The sequence below is a fragment of the Arthrobacter sp. K5 genome (assembly GCF_040448525.1).
GTDB lineage: Bacteria > Actinomycetota > Actinomycetes > Actinomycetales > Micrococcaceae > Arthrobacter > Arthrobacter globiformis.
Genome location: NZ_CP159279.1, coordinates 4,306,691 through 4,326,034 on the forward strand (window position 1 = coordinate 4,306,691; position 19,344 = coordinate 4,326,034).

General features: G+C 64.6%; 15 protein-coding genes and 1 pseudogene. 7 read left to right on the plus strand and 9 right to left on the minus strand.

All coding sequences use genetic code 11. The features are described 5' to 3' along the window. Window positions 1-52 precede the first annotated feature (52 nt). Window positions 53-1,078 carry a DUF808 domain-containing protein gene (locus ABRP34_RS19675; RefSeq protein WP_353711455.1) on the minus strand — a complete coding sequence of 342 codons (1,026 nt, stop codon included), beginning with the start codon at window positions 1,076-1,078 and terminating at the stop codon, window positions 53-55. Between the two features lie 241 nt (window positions 1,079-1,319). Between ABRP34_RS19675 and ABRP34_RS19680 the strand changes: the two are divergent. The 3 genes and pseudogenes from ABRP34_RS19680 to ABRP34_RS19690 all read left to right on the plus strand — a co-directional run. Then, window positions 1,320-1,841: pseudogene (locus tag ABRP34_RS19680) on the plus strand (MFS transporter); the annotation flags it as partial. Window positions 1,842-2,063: 222 nt separating this feature from the next. Further along, entirely contained in the window at window positions 2,064-2,384 is a 321-nt protein-coding gene (locus ABRP34_RS19685; protein WP_353711456.1) for a GYD domain-containing protein, read from the plus strand. A 53-nt stretch (window positions 2,385-2,437) separates the two neighbouring features. Beyond that, on the plus strand, window positions 2,438-2,818 hold the full coding sequence (locus ABRP34_RS19690) for a VOC family protein (protein ID WP_307100291.1): 381 nt from the start codon (window positions 2,438-2,440) through the stop codon (window positions 2,816-2,818). 3 nt (window positions 2,819-2,821) lie between these two features. Here ABRP34_RS19690 and ABRP34_RS19695 read toward each other — a convergent pair whose 3' ends face one another. The 4 genes from ABRP34_RS19695 to ABRP34_RS19710 form a co-directional block, all read right to left on the minus strand. Next, entirely contained in the window at window positions 2,822-3,979 is a 1,158-nt protein-coding gene (locus ABRP34_RS19695; protein WP_353711457.1) for an NAD(P)-binding domain-containing protein, read from the minus strand. After that, window positions 3,957-4,277, minus strand: coding sequence for a hypothetical protein (locus ABRP34_RS19700; protein ID WP_353711458.1), 321 nt, complete (start codon window positions 4,275-4,277; stop codon window positions 3,957-3,959). Before ABRP34_RS19700 ends, ABRP34_RS19695 begins: the two co-directional genes overlap by 23 nt. 105 nt (window positions 4,278-4,382) lie before the next feature. Continuing rightward, the gene (locus ABRP34_RS19705; protein WP_353711459.1) at window positions 4,383-6,068 is read right to left on the minus strand and encodes a LuxR C-terminal-related transcriptional regulator; all 1,686 of its coding nucleotides are present in this window, start codon (window positions 6,066-6,068) and stop codon (window positions 4,383-4,385) included. A gap of 284 nt (window positions 6,069-6,352) precedes the next feature. Next, the gene (locus tag ABRP34_RS19710) at window positions 6,353-6,934 is read right to left on the minus strand and encodes a hypothetical protein (protein WP_353711460.1); all 582 of its coding nucleotides are present in this window, start codon (window positions 6,932-6,934) and stop codon (window positions 6,353-6,355) included. A gap of 679 nt (window positions 6,935-7,613) precedes the next feature. Here ABRP34_RS19710 and ABRP34_RS19715 point away from each other — a divergent pair. After that, window positions 7,614-7,862 (plus strand): hypothetical protein, encoded by a 249-nt coding sequence (locus tag ABRP34_RS19715; protein ID WP_353711461.1) that lies wholly within the window; start codon window positions 7,614-7,616, stop codon window positions 7,860-7,862. A gap of 675 nt (window positions 7,863-8,537) precedes the next feature. Here ABRP34_RS19715 and ABRP34_RS19720 read toward each other — a convergent pair. Further along, window positions 8,538-8,981: a phosphohydrolase gene (locus ABRP34_RS19720; RefSeq protein WP_353711462.1), complete on the minus strand. Its 444-nt coding sequence runs from the start codon at window positions 8,979-8,981 to the stop codon at window positions 8,538-8,540. Between the two features lie 139 nt (window positions 8,982-9,120). Here ABRP34_RS19720 and ABRP34_RS19725 point away from each other — a divergent pair, with 139 nt between their 5' ends. The 3 genes from ABRP34_RS19725 (at window position 9,121) to ABRP34_RS19735 (ending at window position 10,657) form a co-directional block, all read left to right on the plus strand. Next, complete coding sequence (locus tag ABRP34_RS19725) at window positions 9,121-9,603, plus strand: hypothetical protein (RefSeq protein ID WP_353711463.1); 483 nt, start codon at window positions 9,121-9,123, stop codon at window positions 9,601-9,603. Between the two features lie 113 nt (window positions 9,604-9,716). After that, the gene (locus tag ABRP34_RS19730; protein WP_353711464.1) at window positions 9,717-10,493 is read left to right on the plus strand and encodes a DUF6308 family protein; all 777 of its coding nucleotides are present in this window, start codon (window positions 9,717-9,719) and stop codon (window positions 10,491-10,493) included. A 38-nt stretch (window positions 10,494-10,531) separates the two neighbouring features. After that, window positions 10,532-10,657: a hypothetical protein gene (locus ABRP34_RS19735; RefSeq protein WP_353711465.1), complete on the plus strand. Its 126-nt coding sequence runs from the start codon at window positions 10,532-10,534 to the stop codon at window positions 10,655-10,657. 71 nt (window positions 10,658-10,728) lie between these two features. Here ABRP34_RS19735 and ABRP34_RS19740 read toward each other — a convergent pair whose 3' ends face one another. The 3 genes from ABRP34_RS19740 to ABRP34_RS19750 are packed head-to-tail and all read right to left on the minus strand — an operon-like array spanning window position 10,729 to window position 19,258. Continuing rightward, complete coding sequence (locus ABRP34_RS19740) at window positions 10,729-13,923, minus strand: UvrD-helicase domain-containing protein (RefSeq protein WP_353711466.1); 3,195 nt, start codon at window positions 13,921-13,923, stop codon at window positions 10,729-10,731. Then, window positions 13,920-16,556: a PD-(D/E)XK nuclease family protein gene (locus ABRP34_RS19745; protein ID WP_353711467.1), complete on the minus strand. Its 2,637-nt coding sequence runs from the start codon at window positions 16,554-16,556 to the stop codon at window positions 13,920-13,922. The genes ABRP34_RS19740 and ABRP34_RS19745 overlap by 4 nt, the downstream gene beginning before the upstream one ends. Next, complete coding sequence (locus ABRP34_RS19750; protein ID WP_353711468.1) at window positions 16,556-19,258, minus strand: sigma-70 family RNA polymerase sigma factor; 2,703 nt, start codon at window positions 19,256-19,258, stop codon at window positions 16,556-16,558. The genes ABRP34_RS19745 and ABRP34_RS19750 overlap by 1 nt, the downstream gene beginning before the upstream one ends. Window positions 19,259-19,344: the final 86 nt, after the last annotated feature.

Here is a 19,344-nt window from a genome sequence, read left to right on the forward strand (position 1 = left end):
GGGACATGTTAGGTGCCGGACCTGTGAATTCTCCTAGCCCGCGGGCCGCTGGCTAAGCGTCGGGATCGGCGTCACGTTTCGTCGGCCGGTAGCCGGCAAGTTCGGCGCGGATGTCGCCCTCCTCGTGCCCGCCCTTCTTCTTGCCGAACGGCAGCACTTTGAGCAGCGGATGCACGATAGCCATGACGACGATGCCCCAGGCGAGTCCGATGACTGCCGAGCACAACGTGTTCACGAGCCAGGCCAGGAAGCCGCCCACCACCGCGATCCCCTCGAAGGGGTGCTCAAGGACATGGACCAGGTCATACGGACCGTGCCAGCCGAGGTCATAGGCCCCCTGCAGCATGATGTGGCCGCCAACCCACAGCATTGCGATCGTTCCGATGAAGGTTATCCCGGCCAGCACGGCGGGCATCCCTTTGACGAGCAGCTCGCCGAAGCGCTTGGAGCCTGCGGAATCTTTAGCGGCCAGGTGCATCCCGATGTCGTCCATCTTGACGATGAGAGCGACGGCACCGTACACGGCCACCGTGATCACGAGGGCCACGACCACCAGGATGATCGCCCGTGACAGCAAGGAATCCTGTGCCACCTCGTTCATCGAGATGACCATGATCTCGCAGGACAGGATGAAGTCGGTGGTGATGGCGCCCTTGACGACCTTGGCCTCGGCCTCCGGGCCGCGTTCAACCGCCGGCGCATCTTCCTCCGCAGTGTGGTGGCCACGGAGCTTGTGCCAGACCTTCTCGGCACCCTCGTAGCAAAGGTAGGTGCCGCCCAGCATGAGGATGAACGGGATGGCCCATGGCACGAAGGCGCTGACGAGCAGCAGGGCCGGCAGGATGATCAGCAGCTTGTTCCGGAGCGATCCCCAGAAGATCTTCTTGATCATCGGCAGTTCGCGTGACGGGTCCGCGCCGGACACGTACTGCGGGGTGACGGCGGCGTCATCGATTACCACGCCGGCTGCCTTGGCCCCCGCCTTGGCCGCCCCGGCAGCGACGTCGTCCACCGAGGCGGCCGCTATACGGGCCAAGGCTGCGACGTCATCCAGCAGGGCGACGAGACCGCCGCTCACAGATCGCCCCCGTACTGATCAAGGGTGGACGGCTGGATGTGGCTGCCTATGTCGAGGCGTGTGATTGGCATGTTTGGAGTATATCGACGGCGGGCATTCGCTAGCCCGTTACCGCCGCCTCTGCGGCCTGCGAGGCCTGCATCCATTCGCTCAGCAGACGCTGATGGCTCGGAGAATGGCAGGCGGTCGAACCCTGCGTGAAGGTCTCGGACAATGACCGTCGCGTCGCCCAGGAGCCTCGTCCCTGTGCATCCCGCTGACCGGCCGCCTCTCGGACAGGATCGGGCGGCGGCCTGTGCTCTGGATTGGAGCCGTCAGTACGGTGGTGCTGGCGTTTCCCGCGTTTCCCGTGGCATTTTTCGTCGCCATTCTCGCGTCGGCGCTGCCTGCACTGTTCCCCACGGCCCATCGCTACTCCGCGATGGGCATCGCCTACAACTTTGCCGTGGCGATCTTCGGCGGAACCGCGCCGTTCATCATCGCCGCGCTCATCCAGGCAACAGGTAACGACCTGATGCCGGCGTTCTACCTGATGGCGACTTCGGCCATCGCGGCGGTCGCCATCTACTTCCTGCCGGAGTCCGCCCAGCGGCACCTGCCCGGTTCCATGCCCAGCGGGGACTCGGATGAAGCCGCCCGCGAACTGGTAGCGACGCAGGATGACAACCCGCTGCTGGAGGTGGACACGCTCCCGTTCGACAGCAGCTACGAGGAGGCGCGGGCCTCGCATGGGGACCGGCCTGACAGGCCGACGGTGATGTGACAAAAGCGCGTCGCGACGACGTCGAGCACAGCGCCCGGGCGGTGTAGTCAGGCTGTGGCGGACTCCCGTCCGCGAGTTAGCAGACAGCCGTTGTTAGCGCGCGGAAGTAGGCCTACGCTGTGCGCACGACCCCCTCCGGGGACCGCTCCAGGACCCACCGTCACGGGTGTCAGGCACGCCCTTGGTGCCCGCGTCCTGGACCATCACGGAACAGGAAAGACCATGACCAAATATCTGTTTGAAGCGAACTACGTGGGTGAGGGAATCAAGGGACTCATGCGCGAAGGCGGCACCAAACGGCGTGCCGCCCTGGTGGACGCCCTCAATTCCGTGGGCGGATCGCTGGAAAGCTTTTACTACGCCTTCGGGGACACCGACGTCCTGGGCGTCTTTGATATCCCCGACCAGGCCAGCGCCGCAGCCCTGTCCCTAATCGTCAATTCGAGCGGCAGCGTGAACGTGCGGCTGAAGCCGCTCATGACGCCGGAAGACATCGACGAAGCGGTCAAAAAGACACCGTCATACCGCGCCCCGGGCCAGTAGCGCTGGCGAGGGCATCGCCATCACCACCAGAACAACGCACAAAGGAAATCATCATGCTCACCGATTCAGACATCATGGCTGTCCTTCCCGCGAGGGACATCAACAGGGCGAAGGACTTTTACCGGGACAAGCTGGGGCTGGAGCCTGCGGAGTCCCCGGAGGACGGCAGCCTGGTGTACCGAGGCGGCCACGGAACGGGCTTCCTCGTGTATCAGACAGAGAATGCGGGGACGGCGAAGAACACCCAGATGGGCTGGGTGACGGACAACCTGGAACGCGAAATGGAGGAGTTGCGGGGCCGCGGAGTCGTCTTTGAAGAGTACGACCAGCCCGGGTTGAAGACGGAGAACGGCGTTGCCACGGATGAATGGGGCAAGGCCGCCTGGTTCCTGGACAGCGAAGGGAACATCCTCAACATCTCCCAGCGTGCGTAACGGCTAACTCCCGAGCGGGGCAACTCGGCCCCGCTGGACCTCCCCTTCGTCCTCCGGAACCCGGGTGGCGGCCAGCCACTTGGCCAGGTACCTGGCGTCCCGGCACACGCCGGGGAGGGTTTCCGATGCTGCCGCGAAGAGGAGGTCCTGCCCCAGCAGGTACAGGCCCGGCAGTGCATCCACAATGCCGCGGTGCTGCTGCTTCCGCCAGTCCGCGGGCAGCGCCGGGATGTCCATCCAGGGGTAGGCCTCGGTGAAGCCGGTGCACCAGATGACGTTTGCCACCGGAAGGCTCCGGCCGTCGTCGAGCATTATTTCGCCGTTCCGGACTCCGGCGACCCGCGGCACCAGCTGGACGCCGGCGGCGCGGAGGTCCGCGGTCTTGGTGCGGATCAGCGGCCTGCCCATGCCGGCCAGCTTGGGCAGCACCTTGCGCCCTACCGGCGTGTTGGTGTTCAGCACGTGCATCCCGGCGAAGCGGACCACCGGGATGAGGAACCGGGCCGCGGTCCGGCCGTGCCGGAACGGGATCTCGCCAGTTGGCCTGCCGGCCAGCCAAGTTTCGTGCGTGCGGCTGGTTTCCAGGGCGATCTCCGCCCCGGAGTTGCCCGCCCCCACCAGCAGGACCGGGCCGGGCTGGAGCTGGGCGGGGTTCCTGTAGTGGTGGGAGTGGAGCTGGACGACGCCGGACGGCAGTTCCGCCGCAAAGCCCGGTGTCTTGGGCAGGTGGCAGGCGCCGGTGGCGAGGACCACGTTCGCCGCCGTCCAGCGCTGCGCCCCGGCCGTGACGTGGAACCGCTGGCCGTCGTGGGTCAGCCGGGTGACGGCCGTGCTGGGCCGGACCGGCAGACGGAAGCGGGAGGCATAGTCCTCCAGGTAGTCCGCCTGCTCGTCCTTGGTGGTGAAGGCGAGGCGGTCGCCGGGGAAGGGCCGGCCGGGCAGGCCGTTGTACTTGGCGGGGGTGAACAGGCGCAGCGAGTCCCAGCGGTTCCGCCACCCGTCGCCAACCCGGGTGCCGGCGTCGAGAATCACAAAGTTCCGGTGCTGCTGTGCCAGGTAGTAGCCCAGCGCCAGGCCGGCCTGTCCGGCGCCGATGATGATGGTGTCGACGGCGGCAGTTCCGGCGGTGCCGCCGGCGTCAGTTGCTGGGGTGGTGTTCATGGTGGTGCCTCCTCGGTGATGCAGGTGCGGTTGGGTTGTTGCGAACGCTGAAGCGCAGGTACCAGATGAGCAGCAGCGCGGAGGCGGCGACGTAGAAGCAGTGCAGCAGCCAGATCGGCCCCGGCGGGAGGCTGAAGACGTAGACGGAGTGGACTGCGTTGGCGACGTTGCTCAGCGTGAGGTAGCCGAGGCTGTAGGAGTCGAGGTCCCTGGTGTGCAGGGCCTTGAGCAGCATGGGCAGGTAGCTCATCGCGAAGAGGACGGTGGACACCATTCCTGCGAGCACTGAAACGTTCATGCCACTAACGCTATTTTCCGCCGGGGCGCGGCGAATCGGGCGAATCACCCATTTCCGGAGCGGAATCCGGCGGCGGAGGATGGGTACTTTTATGCAGAGGGGAGGTCAGGCGAGTCCGTGCCGGTAGGCGTAGGCCGTGGCCGCAGAGCGGGAGGTCAGGCCCAGCTTGGTGAAGATATTGCTCAGGTGCCGGGCCACGGTTTTTTCACTGATGAACAGCTCGACGGCGATGTCGCGGTTGCTCAGTCCGTCGGCGACAAGCCGGATCACCTCGGTTTCGCGGGCGGTGAGCGGCCCGGCTTCGGGGGAGTGGCCGGCGTCGTACTTGGCGGCTGGCACCGGGACTGTCCGGGCCCCCGGAGCGTCCGGAACTGATTGCTCAGACACCGACTGTTCCAGCGCCGAGAGCGCCGGCACGGCGCCCAGCTCGGCAAACACTGCCTTGGCCGCCTCACGTTCCAGGTGGGCGGATTCCTCGTCGCCGAGCGCCGCGCAGAGGCTGGCCAGAAGGGCACGGCAGCGGGCCGCTTCGAACGGTGCGTCGAGGCCGAGCCAGCGGGACCATGCGCGGCGCAGCAGGATCAGGGCAGCCTGCGGGTCGCCGTCGTGGAACAGGACGGCCGCTTCGGACTGCTCGGCGAGGGCGTGCAGCATGGGCATGTCGATCGAGGCGCGGAGCGAGCCCAGCTCCTCCATGGCGGACCGTGCCGCCGGTGCGTCCCCTGCGGCCAGTTCGATCTCCACGTCGGCGGCGAGCATCAGGCGCCGGTAGTCGGGGCCGGCGCCGTCCATGGCCTGCCGGAGCAGGGTCCGGGCCTGGTCCGGCCTGCCCTGGGCCAGGCGGAGGAGCGCCAGCCCGGGCTGCGGCGGGAAGCCGGTCTCCTGGGCTTTCAGGTAGGCGGTCTCGGCGGCGGCGAAGTCGCCCCGGAGCCGGTGGATTTCGCCCTCCTGGTAGAAGCCGCCGTAGGTGGCCATCCGGTCGCCCTGGAAGGCGAGGTCCTGCGCGGTCTTGGCCGCGTCGAGCGCCTCGGCCCAGGCGCCGTGCAGCCGGTACAGCTCGGCCCGGTGCATCTGGCACTGGCCGCTGAAGAACACCAGGTTTTGCTGCGCGTCACACCACCGGTCCAGCGCCCGGGTCCACTCGTGGGCGCGGTGCAGGTCGAAGGCCAGGTGGCAGGTTTCGATCACCGCGCAGTAGATGATCCCGGCGGGGACCGGGGAGATCTCCCCGACGGTGATGGCCACCATGGCTTCGTCGAGCAGGGCAAGGCCGTCGTCGAGCTGGCCCAGCAGGATTCTTGCCTGCCCAAGGCCCAGGGTGCCGAGGGCCGCCGAGTCGGCGTCGCCCCGTTCCCGGCCGAGGTCGGCGGCCCGGGTGAAGGCTTCCGCGGCGGCGGCGCCGTCGCCCTGGTAGAGGGCGCCCAGCCCGGCAGGGACGGACAGCAGGCCCTCGAACGGGCAGGGCTCAGGCAGGTCCTCGACGATCCGGCGGGCGCGGGCCAGCCAGCCGGCGCCGCGGGCCGGTTCGCCCAGCAGCATGAGGTTCATCCCGGTCCAGGCGGCGCAGCGGCCGGCGGCCGGGTAGTCGCCATCGGCAAGGTACTTCAGGTGCGCCCGGGCCAGGATGTCCACTCCCTCCGAAGCGCGCCCGGTGAGGATGACGGAGGTGGCCAGCTGTTCCAGGTCGCCGGCCGGCAGTTCGGCGTCGCGGTCTGCATCGGTGTACTGCCCGACGGCGTCCGGCCAGCGCCGTTCGGCATAGGCTTCCCGGCCCTCTGCGAGTGAAGACATCGCGTCTCCCGTTCCCGGTGGCGGGTCCGAGCCTGGGGCGCTGCCGGGCCCGGCACCCTCGGATCCGGTGGTGGGCGCGGCCCGTCATCTGCTTTTCAGGCTACCGCCGGGGTTTAGAGGGCGGCAAGGTGCGGGGGAGACCTGCCGTTTGGTCGTTTTGCCCGTCTGTCTTGGCCCCAGCTGCCGCGGATCAGCACCGGCGTTCTCCCATCACGGCGCGACTGCGCGCCGGGTCGCCCAACTGGGACTAACTGGAGGAACGCCACCTCCAGCACCCACCTGAATCATCCTCTGCGCAACAGTTCGGGGCGCACATCGGTGACTTCGTCCCCTGCAGGGAGTGCGGTGTCCAAGGAATTCCCTGACGAGATCTGCCGCTTGACCTGCTCGAGCTCAACCTTGAGCTGGTCAACGGTGGCCCGGTATTTCTCGAAGTCCGCCTTTCGGCGTCTCTCCAGGATGTAGCTGATGACGGTGGCGAGGATGCCAAGCGGGAACGAGACCAGCAGGGCCCAGCCGGACGTTCCAAGGAAGCCCAGCGCTATGGGCAGTGCCTGTTTGAATGCCAGGAATGCGTTCACCCCGCCGACCACTGCGTTTAGAGAGTCGTCTAGGGGGCCGAGAAACTGCCCCACCATGGGCGTCCCGGAAAACGAGGGAGCACTCAGCGGCGGTTCCCCCGCTGACCAGCGCGGATCACCGACATGGTTCAGGACGTAGATCCCGGCGCCGGCGTTGAGGGCCGCGAAGAGCAGGACCGATCCCAGCACAGTCCAATGAAGCCTGCGAGGACGCCAAACGCCGACCGCAAGCGCGAAGACGGTGGCCGCAACCCAAGAAAAGATGCTGAGTTCGTCACGGCTCATGCCGCTCAATGGATCCAAGGAATTCCCGCCCCTTACAGTTGAAGTCAATGCTTTTTGTTCCCAGGAACCTATCCAGCCACCCCGGCTATGTCGCTGCAGTTACCGGCGCAGGCTCTTGCAGTCGGCATGTGCCAGCAACGGGTGGTTCCCGCAGGTGTAGCGAGTCTCAGCCCGTTGCCGCGAAGCGTCGGGCTGACATGGGGCAGCCGGTTCCCTGCCGCCGGTGAACGATAGCACGCTTCAGGGCTAGGGCAGTCGTCGTCCGCGACTGGGTGCATCCGTTGGACGGGCAGCAGGGCTTGACGTCACTTCTGGCCCCCCACGTCCGAGGGGCCAGAACGCTTGACACACTGACACGCGGGCGTTTTAACTCAACGGGGCACCGTCAACAGATGTGCTGGTCGCCGGGTTACCCTGCCGAACCGGGGGATCTGAGCGACATTCTCGACGTTGCAGACTGCGTGGCGACTGTGGATGGTGCCGTCAACTCGCCCGAGAAGGCGACCATCTCCGAGCTTCGAGAACGGTCCGGCCCGAGTCTGACTTTGTCGAGCTAAAGTCCATAGCGTCTCCGCGGCCGCAAGGACCCATCCGCCTGCTGCCGTTACAAAAATTGCTTAGCCGCTAAGCGCTTTTTGTAACTGCGGCAGTTGTCGCTGCCTGGGGATACATTGCACCCATGGCCAACGATGTGAAGCCCGCAAAGAAACATGAGAGTGTCCGCAGATGCCCTGTTTGCGGCCAGGAAGCCTGGCGGATCGCCTACGGCATGGTGATGCCAGAGGTCATGGCCGAGAACCCGAAGATGGAGTTTGCCGGCTGCTGCCTGACTGAGGAAGTGCGGATCTATCCGGCCACCGGCAAAGTTGAATCTGGCGTACCTAAGTGGGCATGCCAGAACCCGGAGTGCCGGCACCGCTGGTGGTGATGGCTGGCGGAGCGTTTCCCATCAGACTGCCGGGGCCATCCAGAATCCGGCGACGGCGGTGCGGCCCGGTTCGGTGGTCATGCGAGTGATGTGGACGGAAACGGGCCCTGCGTCAAGATCCAGTTTCGCATGCGCTGTGGTCCCGCAGTCGAGGGACACTTCATGCGTCGTTCCTCCTCGTCGGTCGGACTGGAAGACAGCGAGCGATGCTTTGAGCATTCCCACGCATTCGGCAGTAAGTGTGTAGCTTCCCTTTGGTATTCCAGGGGCTGACAATCGGAACCCGTCGTTGCCCAGTCCGCCTGATCCACCCAAGACAAGACCGTCAGGCGGAGGGCCCAGGCGCCTGTCCAGTTGTGTCCCGTTTCTCGCCTGGACTTGGGCAATAGTGGGGTCGGCCTTTGGCACGGGCGGGGGCGCCGGCCGGGAGATTGGCGCTGGCGGGGAGGTCGCGGCCGCCGTATCAGGCGAAGCCGGGCTGGCGTCCTAGTATTCGCAGGCACTAAGCGCGATTCCGGAACTGGCCAAAACCAGCAACAGCGCGATTACCCGCGACCAACGAATTCCCCCATGTACTGCCATCCGCCAACCCTATAGGCTTCTACAGCAGATTTGCCTTGCTGGAGCGGCTTCGATGCTCAACGGGCGCGACAGCAAGCGGCAATATCGGCCAAGCTATTCATGGCCGAGCAGCTTCTTCGCGTTCTCGTACTTACCTGCAAGCCGCCGCCGGACTTCGGGTTCCAGACGCGCCGTCCGCTCTGGATTGGTATTGTCCGCGACGTCAGCCAGTTTTACAGCTAGGGCAATGGGATTCTCGCGAATGGCTTTGTAGTATCCGTTGCCGCTGTTGTCCTCGGTGCGGGTGAGCAGGACGACGGCGTCAATCACCTCGTTGCTGATACCGGCGGCCGCCAAATCCTTGGCTGTGATCCCGCAGTCCTCGATGACGTCGTGCAGCCATGCCGCCGCAACATGCTTCGGGTCGTCCAACTGGGCTGCCACCCGGCACGGATGTTCAATGTATGGCACGCCGACCTTGTCCACTTGAAAGCGGTGCGCGATGGTTGCAATCGCTTTCGCCGCAGCCACCTCTGGGTTACTTTCTTGATTTCCCATTGGAACCCCCCCAAGTCCGGGCCATTGGCCCCGTATCCTTCTTCACTCGCAGGCTATCAATCGGGGCCGACATTCAGAGCTGTCTCGCAGCCAGAAGAAATGTCAGTGGGGCCGCTGACAATGAGGGCATGGGTTATAGATGAAAGGCACCGACATGCTGGATACGATCGCACTTCCCGAGTCCTCACTGCAGCTAATGCTGGAGCTTCAGCCCGAGGGAGCGTTGGAATGGAAAGCCCAGGTGGGGACGTGGGACACGGGCTGGCACGACGTGGAGTCATCCTCCCATCTGGTTGCCCTTATCCAAGGGGTCTCCCACGACGGCGACTGGCTGGTTGTGCAGACTAGGCACGTCGATTTGACGCACTACGGGAGGTACGCCCAGGCCATGAGCACGGGAAGCGGTTACCACGTAGAGGTTGCAATAGTCAGCGGTGGGGTCACCAATAACTGGCGCATCGGACTGGGACCTTTGGCAGATGAGGCGGGGAACGCGCCACACACAGGAGTCGCTCCGTCACAGAACCTGAGCCTGGCCGGGGCTTGCGAAGTGATGGTGTCCTGGCTGAACGGCCACGGGCTCCCGCTAGGCTACGGGGCGGCACTCCATGTTTACAGTTGACCTTGGAGCCGATGGTTCCTGCAGCTCGAGACTGCTACTGGGAGAAACTGGGTCCTAGAGAGTCAGCGCCCCATGCACCCGTTTCAACCACTTGGACCGATCAAAGGAATGCCATGAGCACAAATACCCAACTGGATCTGTCTCCCGGTATGCCGAAAGGGATTGGGAACATTCCACTCCAAGACGCTGTGGCACGGGTGGTCTCCTTCTGTACGCATCCGTGGAGCGGGTGGCACACCTACGACAGGCTGGGCGCCGCGGCTCGCCACCGCGGGCATTTTGATGAGATCGCGCCATGGTCCCTCTTGTGGGCCAGCACGCTGGCCGGACGAATTTCGGTAGCGGACATTGCCGGCTTTACGCATGAGCGCCGCTCAGAGGTGCTGGAGCGGCTCCAAGCCCTACCCGCCAAGGACCTCGCCAGCATGGACGATGACGAAGTCGGAACTGTTAGCCAGCTGTGCCGTTACGGCTTCCCTGGGGTATGGGCGCCCAAGATGACGAAGATGCTCGCTCTTTACAGACCTGACGCAATTCCAGTTCTCGATGGCCATGTAGCAATGGCTATGGGTTTCAATCGGGATGGATTTCGCTCGGGTAAGGAACCACGCTGGCAGCGAATTCATCAAACCTTATTGGCGTACCGGAGGATTCTGAGCAATCAAGAGCCAGAACTTACCCAGGTCCGAAAGCAAGTGTCCCGTGCCGTGCCGGATATCAGCGAGACAACAGACCTTCGGCTGCTTGACATCATTGTCTGGACATCTCAGGATGACCGGATGTCCCGTACGGGAAGTCCAGCCAACTCCTGGCTGGATCGCAGAGAGCAGGAATATCGACCGGCGCGCTTAGACCCGGAAGCACTGAACGAAAAGCCAGATGACGCGTAGCTACCGTTACATGCATCCGCAGCTTCGGGAGGACAAGGATGTGGAGCCGTGACGCGACCGTAGGCGAGCTCCGCAAGATCCACGAGGAGTCGAAGGACAAGCGGTACGTCTCCAGCCTCGATTGGATGGCCAGCGGTGCGTTCGTGGACCGGGGGGCAGCCTGACGACACGCCGCTGTTCCCCCGGTCCACGACCCTCAAACCGGCAACGGGCGATGCCCCTGACTGAACACCTCCTACCTTGGGATGCGGGGCACTACAGGCTCAATCTCGTAGACCTGCCCGAGCGCAGGGAAGTGGATCAGCGTCCGCAGCACGGGCTTGCCGGTAGCAGCGAGAACAGCATTCCGGTACGCGGCCATCTGGCCAAGGTACTTCTCCCTCACATGGCCTCCGGGATCACTGCCGGGATAGGTCTTGTGGTCAACGAGTACGAATCCGTCGGGCCCCTCCAGCAATAGGTCGATCCAGCCTTCCATGACCTGGTTGTCGGGCCGCCAGCCGATGGCAGCTTCCCGGTACCGACTCCAGCCTGGGAACTCCAGGTCCAGATAGGACTCGAGTCTTTCCCCGGCAGTGAGCAGCAGGGAACAGTCGATGGTGCCCTCGACCTGCCAGCGGGCAACTATCCGCTCCGCCAGGTGCTGCTGTTGGGCGGCGTCGAGCACCGAGAATTCAGTTCCGAGGTAAGCGTGCACGGCACTGCCCACTGCGCCCCAGTCGTCGGATCCGTGCTCCGCGAGCCGGGAACCGAACTCCGCTACCGCACGGACTGAGGCTTCGTGCCCGGCAGAGTCCAGTGAAGAGGCCGCGAAGCGAGCTGGAGGGAAGACAACGCCTGACGGATCAGCAGGAACATTGGAGAACCGCTGCGCCCAGTCCGAGGGCGAGAGTTCAGCGGCTAGGGGTTCCAGCTCCTCCACTCGCGCCGGCAGTTCGAGCCCGTCGGCGACATGTATGGCACCGTCGGAGGTGTCGTCGGGGCCGGATTTCCACGTCACCAGTGAGGAGATGCCCAGGTTGTTGAGAAGCTCAGGCGCAGGCTTCTTGCCTGTCAGAACGGTTGTTTCAACGGCCCGGGTCATGCCGACGTACATCAGCCTGGCCATGTTCCTGCGCTCGCGTTCCTCGGCCCGGAGCGCTACGTCACTCGTCTTTCCCCGTGCATCCAGGGTAGACCCGCCATAGGGGAAGGGACTGGGCCAGAAACGGATCCAGCGGCCAGCCAGAGGCTGCGCCAGGTCGAAACTCCCGTCCTGTTCCACGGCCGCGCCGAAAGCAGCGAAGCGAAGGTCCTTATCAAGGCCCTCCAAAACAACAACGGGCCACTCAAGACCCTTTGCCTGGTGATACGTGAGCACGTTGACGACGTCAGTTCCGGCGTTGTCCGCGGATCGCTGCTCCTCAGAACCGAAGAACGTGAGGAAGCCACGAAGAGTAGCGGGCGAGCGCAAGGCGAGGCAGCGCTCGTAGTACGTCTTGATGACACCGCGGACGGCGTCCAGGTTTCTCAGCCGGGTGGCGGGGGAGGACCATCCCGCAATCAGCCGGGTCAGCCCGAGCGCGCCGACCACAGCTTCGAAAACCTCGGTAGGCGTGGCCGCTGTTGCCCGGCTCCGAAGGGCATTGAGGGCTTTGAAGATCGGGTCCGAATTCCACTTTTCGAGCACGGGCGCAGGATCGGCCGCCGACAGCAGCTCCTGCTGCCAGGTTCCGTTGGAGGAATGCCCGGGGTGCATGGCGACGATCTCGGCAAGGGCCACCGTGTCGTACCCGTCCGCGACGAATGCCAGTCCGGCGCGGGCCAGTTGTACTTCACGGGAGTCTGACAGCCTGCGGGGATTGCGGCTTGCGCGGATTCCCAGAGCGTCGAGGGCAGCGGACAGTGACTCGACGTCGGCGTTCGACCGCGCCAGCAGTGCCACCTTCCCGGCATTTAGGTCTGGCCGGCGTTCCAGCAGCGAAGCCACGCCAGCTGCCGTAGCCCTCAGCCGCTCGCCATCGTTGGGTTGCGGCCGTGTCCAGGCTTCGAGCGAGCCGGGCGACCAATCCGAATGTGCAGCCGGGAGCTCGAGGTGCACGGTATCGGCCGGCATGCCGTGCTGTTCAAAGACGGGCTCGAAGACGGCGTTGCTTAGATCGACGACTGCTTGGTGGGAGCGCCACGTATTGGACAGCTGCTCCCGGTGGCGCACCTCCCTGACTACAGCTTCCATGAGATCAGGGTCGGTGCCCCGGAACTCGTAGATGGCCTGCTTGGGATCCCCTACCCAGACGGCCTCGTCTACGAGCCGGCTGAGCTGCAGGAAGAGTTCAAGCTGCAGAGGGCTCGTGTCTTGGAACTCGTCTACGACGAGGAATCGGATGCGCCCTGGGAAGGAGCGGCGGAAAGCATCGTTGTTTCGGGCAAGGCCCAGGACCAAGGTCTCCTGATCCACAAAGTCCATCAGGCCATGCAGCCGCTTGAAATCGGAGTAGGCCGTGAGGCACTCTTCAGCGCAGGCGAACAGGAACCGGATGTACTGCTCGAGGTCGTCATGGAAGGCCGGGTTGGAGAGCAGGCCTTCCTTGATGGCTCCGGTGACGGGAGTGAAGAGCGCCTTGACGGCGGCCGGCGCTGCCGAGCCCACCACGCCGCGCCATGTCTCCCAAGGGATGTCCTCCACCGCGCCCATGGTGGCAATCTTGTGAAGGATCTTCGGCACATGCTCCGTAAAGGTTGCTGAGCCCGTATCCACCTTCTTGCCGGCGGGGGTCTTGCTGTCCCTGGCCATGGTCTCCAGATCGGTCACCGTGGCGCGAAGAGCAGACCGCCACTGGGACCGGTCATCCGTAGCCGGTGCGTCGAGCAGGTCGCGCAGTCCGGTCCAAGAACGATCCGCACAGGCTGCCAAGTCGTCCGCTTCCAGCAGGTTGGTACGTGCAGCATCCACGATCGACCGCACGGTCTCCTGCCAGGTTTTCGCGTCCCTGGCCCCGTTGCCGTCTGTCCCCATGCGCCGCGCGATGGGCAGGATTCTCGGAGCGTGCTCGGCCAGGACTTCGTCCGTGGCAAGGTGGAAGATACTGGCGAGGTGTTCCTCGCCGATAACCTCGAGTGCAGGTGAGAGGCCTGCGTCGATGGCGTGCTCCTGCAGCAGCTGGCCGCATACGCTGTTGACCGTGCCGATGAGGCTCGCGGGCAACTGCTGGGAGGCAAGCCGCAGTGCGGCGGCGGAATCGGCGTCGTCGGCCTTGTCCGCCTGCTCAAGGAGGCGGCCCGCGATCCGTTCACGCAATTCTCCGGCGGCCTTCTTGGTGAAGGTGGTGGCCATTACGGCGCCGGCCGGCAGGCCGGCGGCAATCTGATCGACGATCTTGCCCGTGAGCGTGAAGGTCTTTCCGGTGCCGGCACTCGCCGACACCATGGTGACGTTATCCAGCAGGTTCACGAGTAGTCCCCCTTGAGTCCGCAGAGCGTGCCGAAGTCGCAGTATTTGCAGTTCGGCTTCATGTGCAGGCGTCCACTGGCTGCTGCAAGCGCGTCGGCGCCGGGTTCGCCCTCAGCCAGGGATTTTGCTGCCGGCTCCGTTGCCGTTATCCGTCCGGCGAGCACCTCCTCGACGGTGAATCCGATGGCCCGGACCGCCTGTTGCCACAGCTGCGACGGATCCTGGCTGGCCTGGATGGCGGAACCGAACTCCGGGTGGGCCGAGGCGAAGCTGCCCTGCTTCAGCATGTAGTAGGCGGTGGGTGCGTCGGGCGGCAAGTCGCCGGGGCTGAACGCCCACTGGTACAGCGCCAGCTGCAGGGCTTCGCCGCGCTGGACTTCCTCGCGGCGGTACTTGTCATTGTTGGACCACTTGAGATCCACGACGGCGGTGCGACCGGAAGCATCAATGCCCACCGCGTCGGCGCGGCCCTTTACTTCGACTGTGTAGCTGTCTCCGCCGGCCGTGAAGTGCAGGTCCTTGGCGAACTCCTTCTCCATCTCCTGCAGAACGACGCCGCCCCGCTGCAGCTGCTCGAAGAAGGTCATGACGGTTGTTTCGATGGTGGCCTGAACCCCGGCACGGCGGCTCTTTTGGCCGGGCAGGAGCAGCTCCGAGGCGAGCTGAGGCAAGAGACGTTCGACGGCGGCCAGCACCTCTTGCTGGTCTGGAACCGCCCGGTGCTGCGCACGAAGCTGGTTCTGAAGTACCTCCACCACCTTGTGAGCGAAGATTCCGAGCATCTGGTTGTCGGACGGGACGCTGGCGGCGGCGGGAACGCTCAGGTGCGACTTGTGCCTGAGCACCCACGCCAGAGAGCAGCCCAGGAGCGTAGAAAGCTGGGTGAAGGAGAGTCGTTCCGGGACGAGAGCGGGATTCGGGCCCAAGTCGTGGACGGCGGGCGGAGCGACAGGGCGGTGCTGAGGGACAGCAACGAGCTGCATGCGGCGGTCTGCGAGTGCCCATTGGCCGGTGGAGTCAATCAGCGCTTCAGGCCTACGTGTGAGCAGAGCGAGACGGTCGGAAAGCGACCCCTCCGTCTGGCCAGGCTGAGCGGCGATGAGGGCCTCCAACACCGGACTTCCTTCCACCCGTTCGCCGTCGCGCTGCTCGATCTGGACAAGGATCAGATTCCTGGTCCGGCTGGCCGCAGCAAGAGTCTGGCTGACTTCGAGGGCGCTGAGTTCTTCAGGCGTTGGCAGGTGAACGCCAACCCGAGACAAGGCCTCCTTGTCGTGGGCGTCCCAGCGACGGACGGACGCGGTGCGGCTGCTCTGGAAGCCCCACCACAGCGCCTGATCGACGTCGTCGGCCAACTCGGCCAGGTGTCCGAGCCGCAGCCATGGCGCGGCTTCAGCGCTCACGAGCGTGTCCGACGAAGGGACGATGACGGCCGAGATGATCCGGCGAAGATCCCGGCGGGAGACACTGGGAAGCGGCGTCACCAGTGCCAGGATGCGTTGCAGCAGTGACGCTCTTGTCTTGGCAGCGTCGTCTTGGGAAGCGCGGGCACGCAACCGGCCGGCGAGCCATTCTGCCCGTTCAGCAAGCTCAGCGCCGCTCACGTCCTCGTCTTCAACGAGCACGCCGGTGCAAAAGAGCCCGTCCAGCGTGGCGGCGAGTTCGGAACCGAGCTGAGGGTCTGCGGCGATGGCGGAGATTGCCGCCTTCCACGCTTCGCCTCCGGTGCCAGGCTCTTGTTTCAAGGCCTCAAGGATGTGCCGTGCGGCGGCCCGCCGCACGGGCGAGCCGGGCAGGGTGAGCAGCTCGCCGAGGAGCTGAACGTTCGGCGGCGACCAGATGACCTCGAAAAAGAGCGGAATCAGCTGGTCCTGGGGACGCCAGACGGAGGGGGAGCCGACGCCGATGGCCGACAGACCGTACCCAGCCAGGAAATGATCGAGGAGGGAAGTGCTGTCCGAGGAGACCACGGCGGTGCTGTGATTGTCACCGGCAGCGAGCCAGCGGGCGCTGTGTTCCGCCGCTTCCCATTCCGTTTCGGCGGTGAGAATCGTGAGCCGTGGCTGGCTGTTCGCGGGCACTGCTTCGCTGATTCGGGTTCCGCGGTCCCGGAGTTTTCCGATTATGAGCTGCCAGACTTTCGGGAAGCTGCGCTCGGGATGCTGGAGTATCAGCTCGTCGATGCCTAGTGGCAGGGGCGAGTCGAGCGCCGTCACCAGCTCGGCAATGTCATCTGCCAAGGAGGCTGCAAGCGGGCTGGCCGCCTTCTCCGCTGCCGCCAGCGTCCGCAGCAATGGAGACGGTTCTGATGCGCCGGGCTCAGGCTCCGGAAGCGTCGTCCCGTCCCAGCCATTGGCAACGGCATCGTCGCGGGCAGCGAGCAGCTCCTGAGCCGTGGACCAAGGGTCAACCTCGAAGGACTCGTGGAACCAGTCGCCGGGGGAGTCAATGGCCCGAAGCCGCTCCAAGTACTGGCTGACGCGCTCGGCATGGCCAGTGTCCGGGCGAGTGATACCCAAGCGTGTTTGCAGCAGCGCCGTAAAGTTCTTGCGTCCCACTCGGACGTGGTTGAGGCCCGGCTGAGTGTAGGCCCACGGCGCACGGTCCAGGTGCCACCCGAACTCGATCTTCATTAATCCCCCATGCATTGACTGGTGGTCGTTTCTACCACGCTAGCGGCAGGCTCTGACAACTGTGTCTCATCCGTGGAGGCAGGGGCAGGCAGGCCATCCCGGATTGACTCGTCGGGCGTCGTGCCGGCCTCTACTTCCTCGCCGTCGAAATGAAAGCTGCGCAGCGGTGCTGACACGCCCGGATCCTTGAGCAGGTCCATAGTCTTCTTCTCGATCTGGCGAATACGCTCGCGGGTGACGCCGTAGATTTTCCCGATCTCATCGAGTGTCTTGTGCTCGCCATCTGTGAGACCGAAGCGCATGGCGATCACGCCGGCCTCGCGCTCGGTGAAGGTATCGAGGATGGTGTGGATCTGCACTGTGAGCTGTTCCTTGGCAATCCCTTCTACTACATCCACATCGAGGGGATCCACTAATTGCTCAGCCAGGGGTTCGAGTCCGCCTCTACAATCAGGAACAAGAACGTCGAGTGAATACACCAACCTATCCAGGTTCAGGAGATACTCGACTTTTGAAGCGGTGGTACCGGCGCGGTGAGCTACTTCTTCAATGGTGCAGGTGATGCCTTCCATGGCCGCGCTGCGCTGCACAGCCAGGACCTTGTGAATCTGCTCCACCATGTGAACGGGAAGCCGGATCAGGCGCCCCTGATCCGCCAAGGCGCGGGTGACCGACTGGCGAATCCACCAGGTCGCATACGTCGAGAACTTGAACCCTTTGGTGAAGTCGAACTTGCAGATTGCATGGTGGAGACCCAGGTTTCCTTCCTGAATCAGGTCCAGGAAGTCCAAACCGCGGTTCAAGTAGCGCTTGGCGATCGACACGACGAGGCGCAGGTTTGCTTCCAGCAGGGCGTCGCCGGCCCGCTGACCCAAGAGTGCAATCGCTCGAAGTTCCCGGGAGTGCTTGCGGCCTCGTGGAGTGCCGTCGCCCAGGAGGTGTGCGGCGTAGAGCCCTGCTTCGATCTCCTGTGCCAGTTCAACTTCCTGCTCTGCCGTCAGCAACTCCGCGCGGCCGGCGCGGCGAAGATAGTCCCGCACGGCGTCCTCGCTGAAGCCTTCCATCCCGGCCAGTTCTTCCGGCCAGTCAGGCTCTTCGAGATCGAACGAAGTCGGTGCGGACCCGTCCTCACCGTCGTAGCCGGTCGGCGGCAGATAGTCCTCCAGTCCGGGGTCGTCAAAGACATCTTCGCCGGGCTCGAACTCGGAGTTTTCTGAGGCATCTTCCCCCGCCGGGACGCCGTCGTTATCTGTAGGCCGTGGCTTAGGCGAAGGTTTGGGCGCCGGCACCGGAGCCTCCTCCTCTACCTCCTCCTGGCGAAGGAACTCCTGCAGCCTGCTGAGGTCGCTCTTCATGTCGAAGAAGTCGAACTCGCGCGCAAAAGGCAGCACCTTGCCGAGGAACTCCTCACCCTGCACGTCCGGATCCTCGACCGTCCCCTTGGAGTAGAGGACCACGAGCCGGCCGACGCGTCCGTCCGCCTTTTTGCGAATGACGCGTCCCAGGCGCTGCACCATCTGCCGCTGGCTCCGGTTGGCCGCCACAATGATGCCGAGGTCCGCCTCCGGCACGTCGATGCCTTCGTCGAGCAACCGAGGAGCAGCAAGGATCTGGGAGGCGCCCATGCGGAAGTCCTCCATGCCCTGCTTCCGGTCGTCCTTAGCCATGCCGCTGTACAGCGCAGAGGCCCTGCAACCCAGCGCGGTGTAGACCTGCTCGGCACGGCGCGCCGACTCCTGGGTCTGGGTGAAGACAAGAGTCCCGTGGGACTGATTGACGGTCTCCTTCAGCGCGGCCAAGGCAAAATACTTCGTCCGTGCCTCCGCCAGCAGCGTGAGCCGGGAGGCCATGGCCTTCATGTACTTGCGGGCCAGTGTTGCTTCCCGGCTCGGTGACTCCGATGCCGCGAGCGTTCCGACCGCCGCGATGAACTGGTGGAAAGGCTTGCGGGGGATGCCGGCGTAGGACTCCAGATGACGGGCCGTCTCAGTCATCGTGCTGCTGAACTCGTCGTAGTCGGACTGTTCCGAGGCGGTCAGATCCACACCAACGAGGGCAATATCGAAGGGCGCGATCACTTCATCCTTGAGCGCGCGGTCGTACCAGAGGTTGTAGACGACTCCACCGAAGTAGGGGGTCAGGAGGTTCTCGTGCTCGCCGTCGGCCCGTTCGTAGGTCGCTGTGAGTCCGAGGCGCCAGGCGTATCCCTCCTGCAGCGCCCCGGTGAACATGGGCGCTGCGTAGCGGTGGCATTCGTCGGCGATGATCAGCCCGGCTTTGTGGCTGCGTAGGGTCTCGCGGTTGGAAGCCGAGTGCACAATCGCCACGAGGATGTCGACGTCGTCGAGGGATTCAGAGCGCCCGTTGCCGAGCGCGCCGCGCCGGGCCTTCGCCAGGTCGCGCTGGAGCGAGGACAGCCATTGGGTTTGGAGTTCGGCGGTGGGCACCAGTATGAGGACCTTGATGCCCTGCCGGACTGCCTCGAATGCCGCAGCGATGCCGACACGTGTTTTACCCGCGCCGGTGACAGCCTCGATGACGCCGTGACGGGAATTCGAATGCCATGCCTTCAGCGCTTCCTGCTGCCAGGTGTAAAGGAAGGCATAGTCGTACTCGGCGGGAACAGACGCAGCAGGCACCGCTTCAGGCACCCGGGTGAGCGTGGCACTTGGGTGCGACGCGTCGTCGGCAAGTTCTGGCATTTCATCCCCCATTGGACGGTTTGGAACTTAGTGAAAGCAGGCTGTATGGCAGGTCTGACAAAAACGTGATGCCCGCAACATCTGAG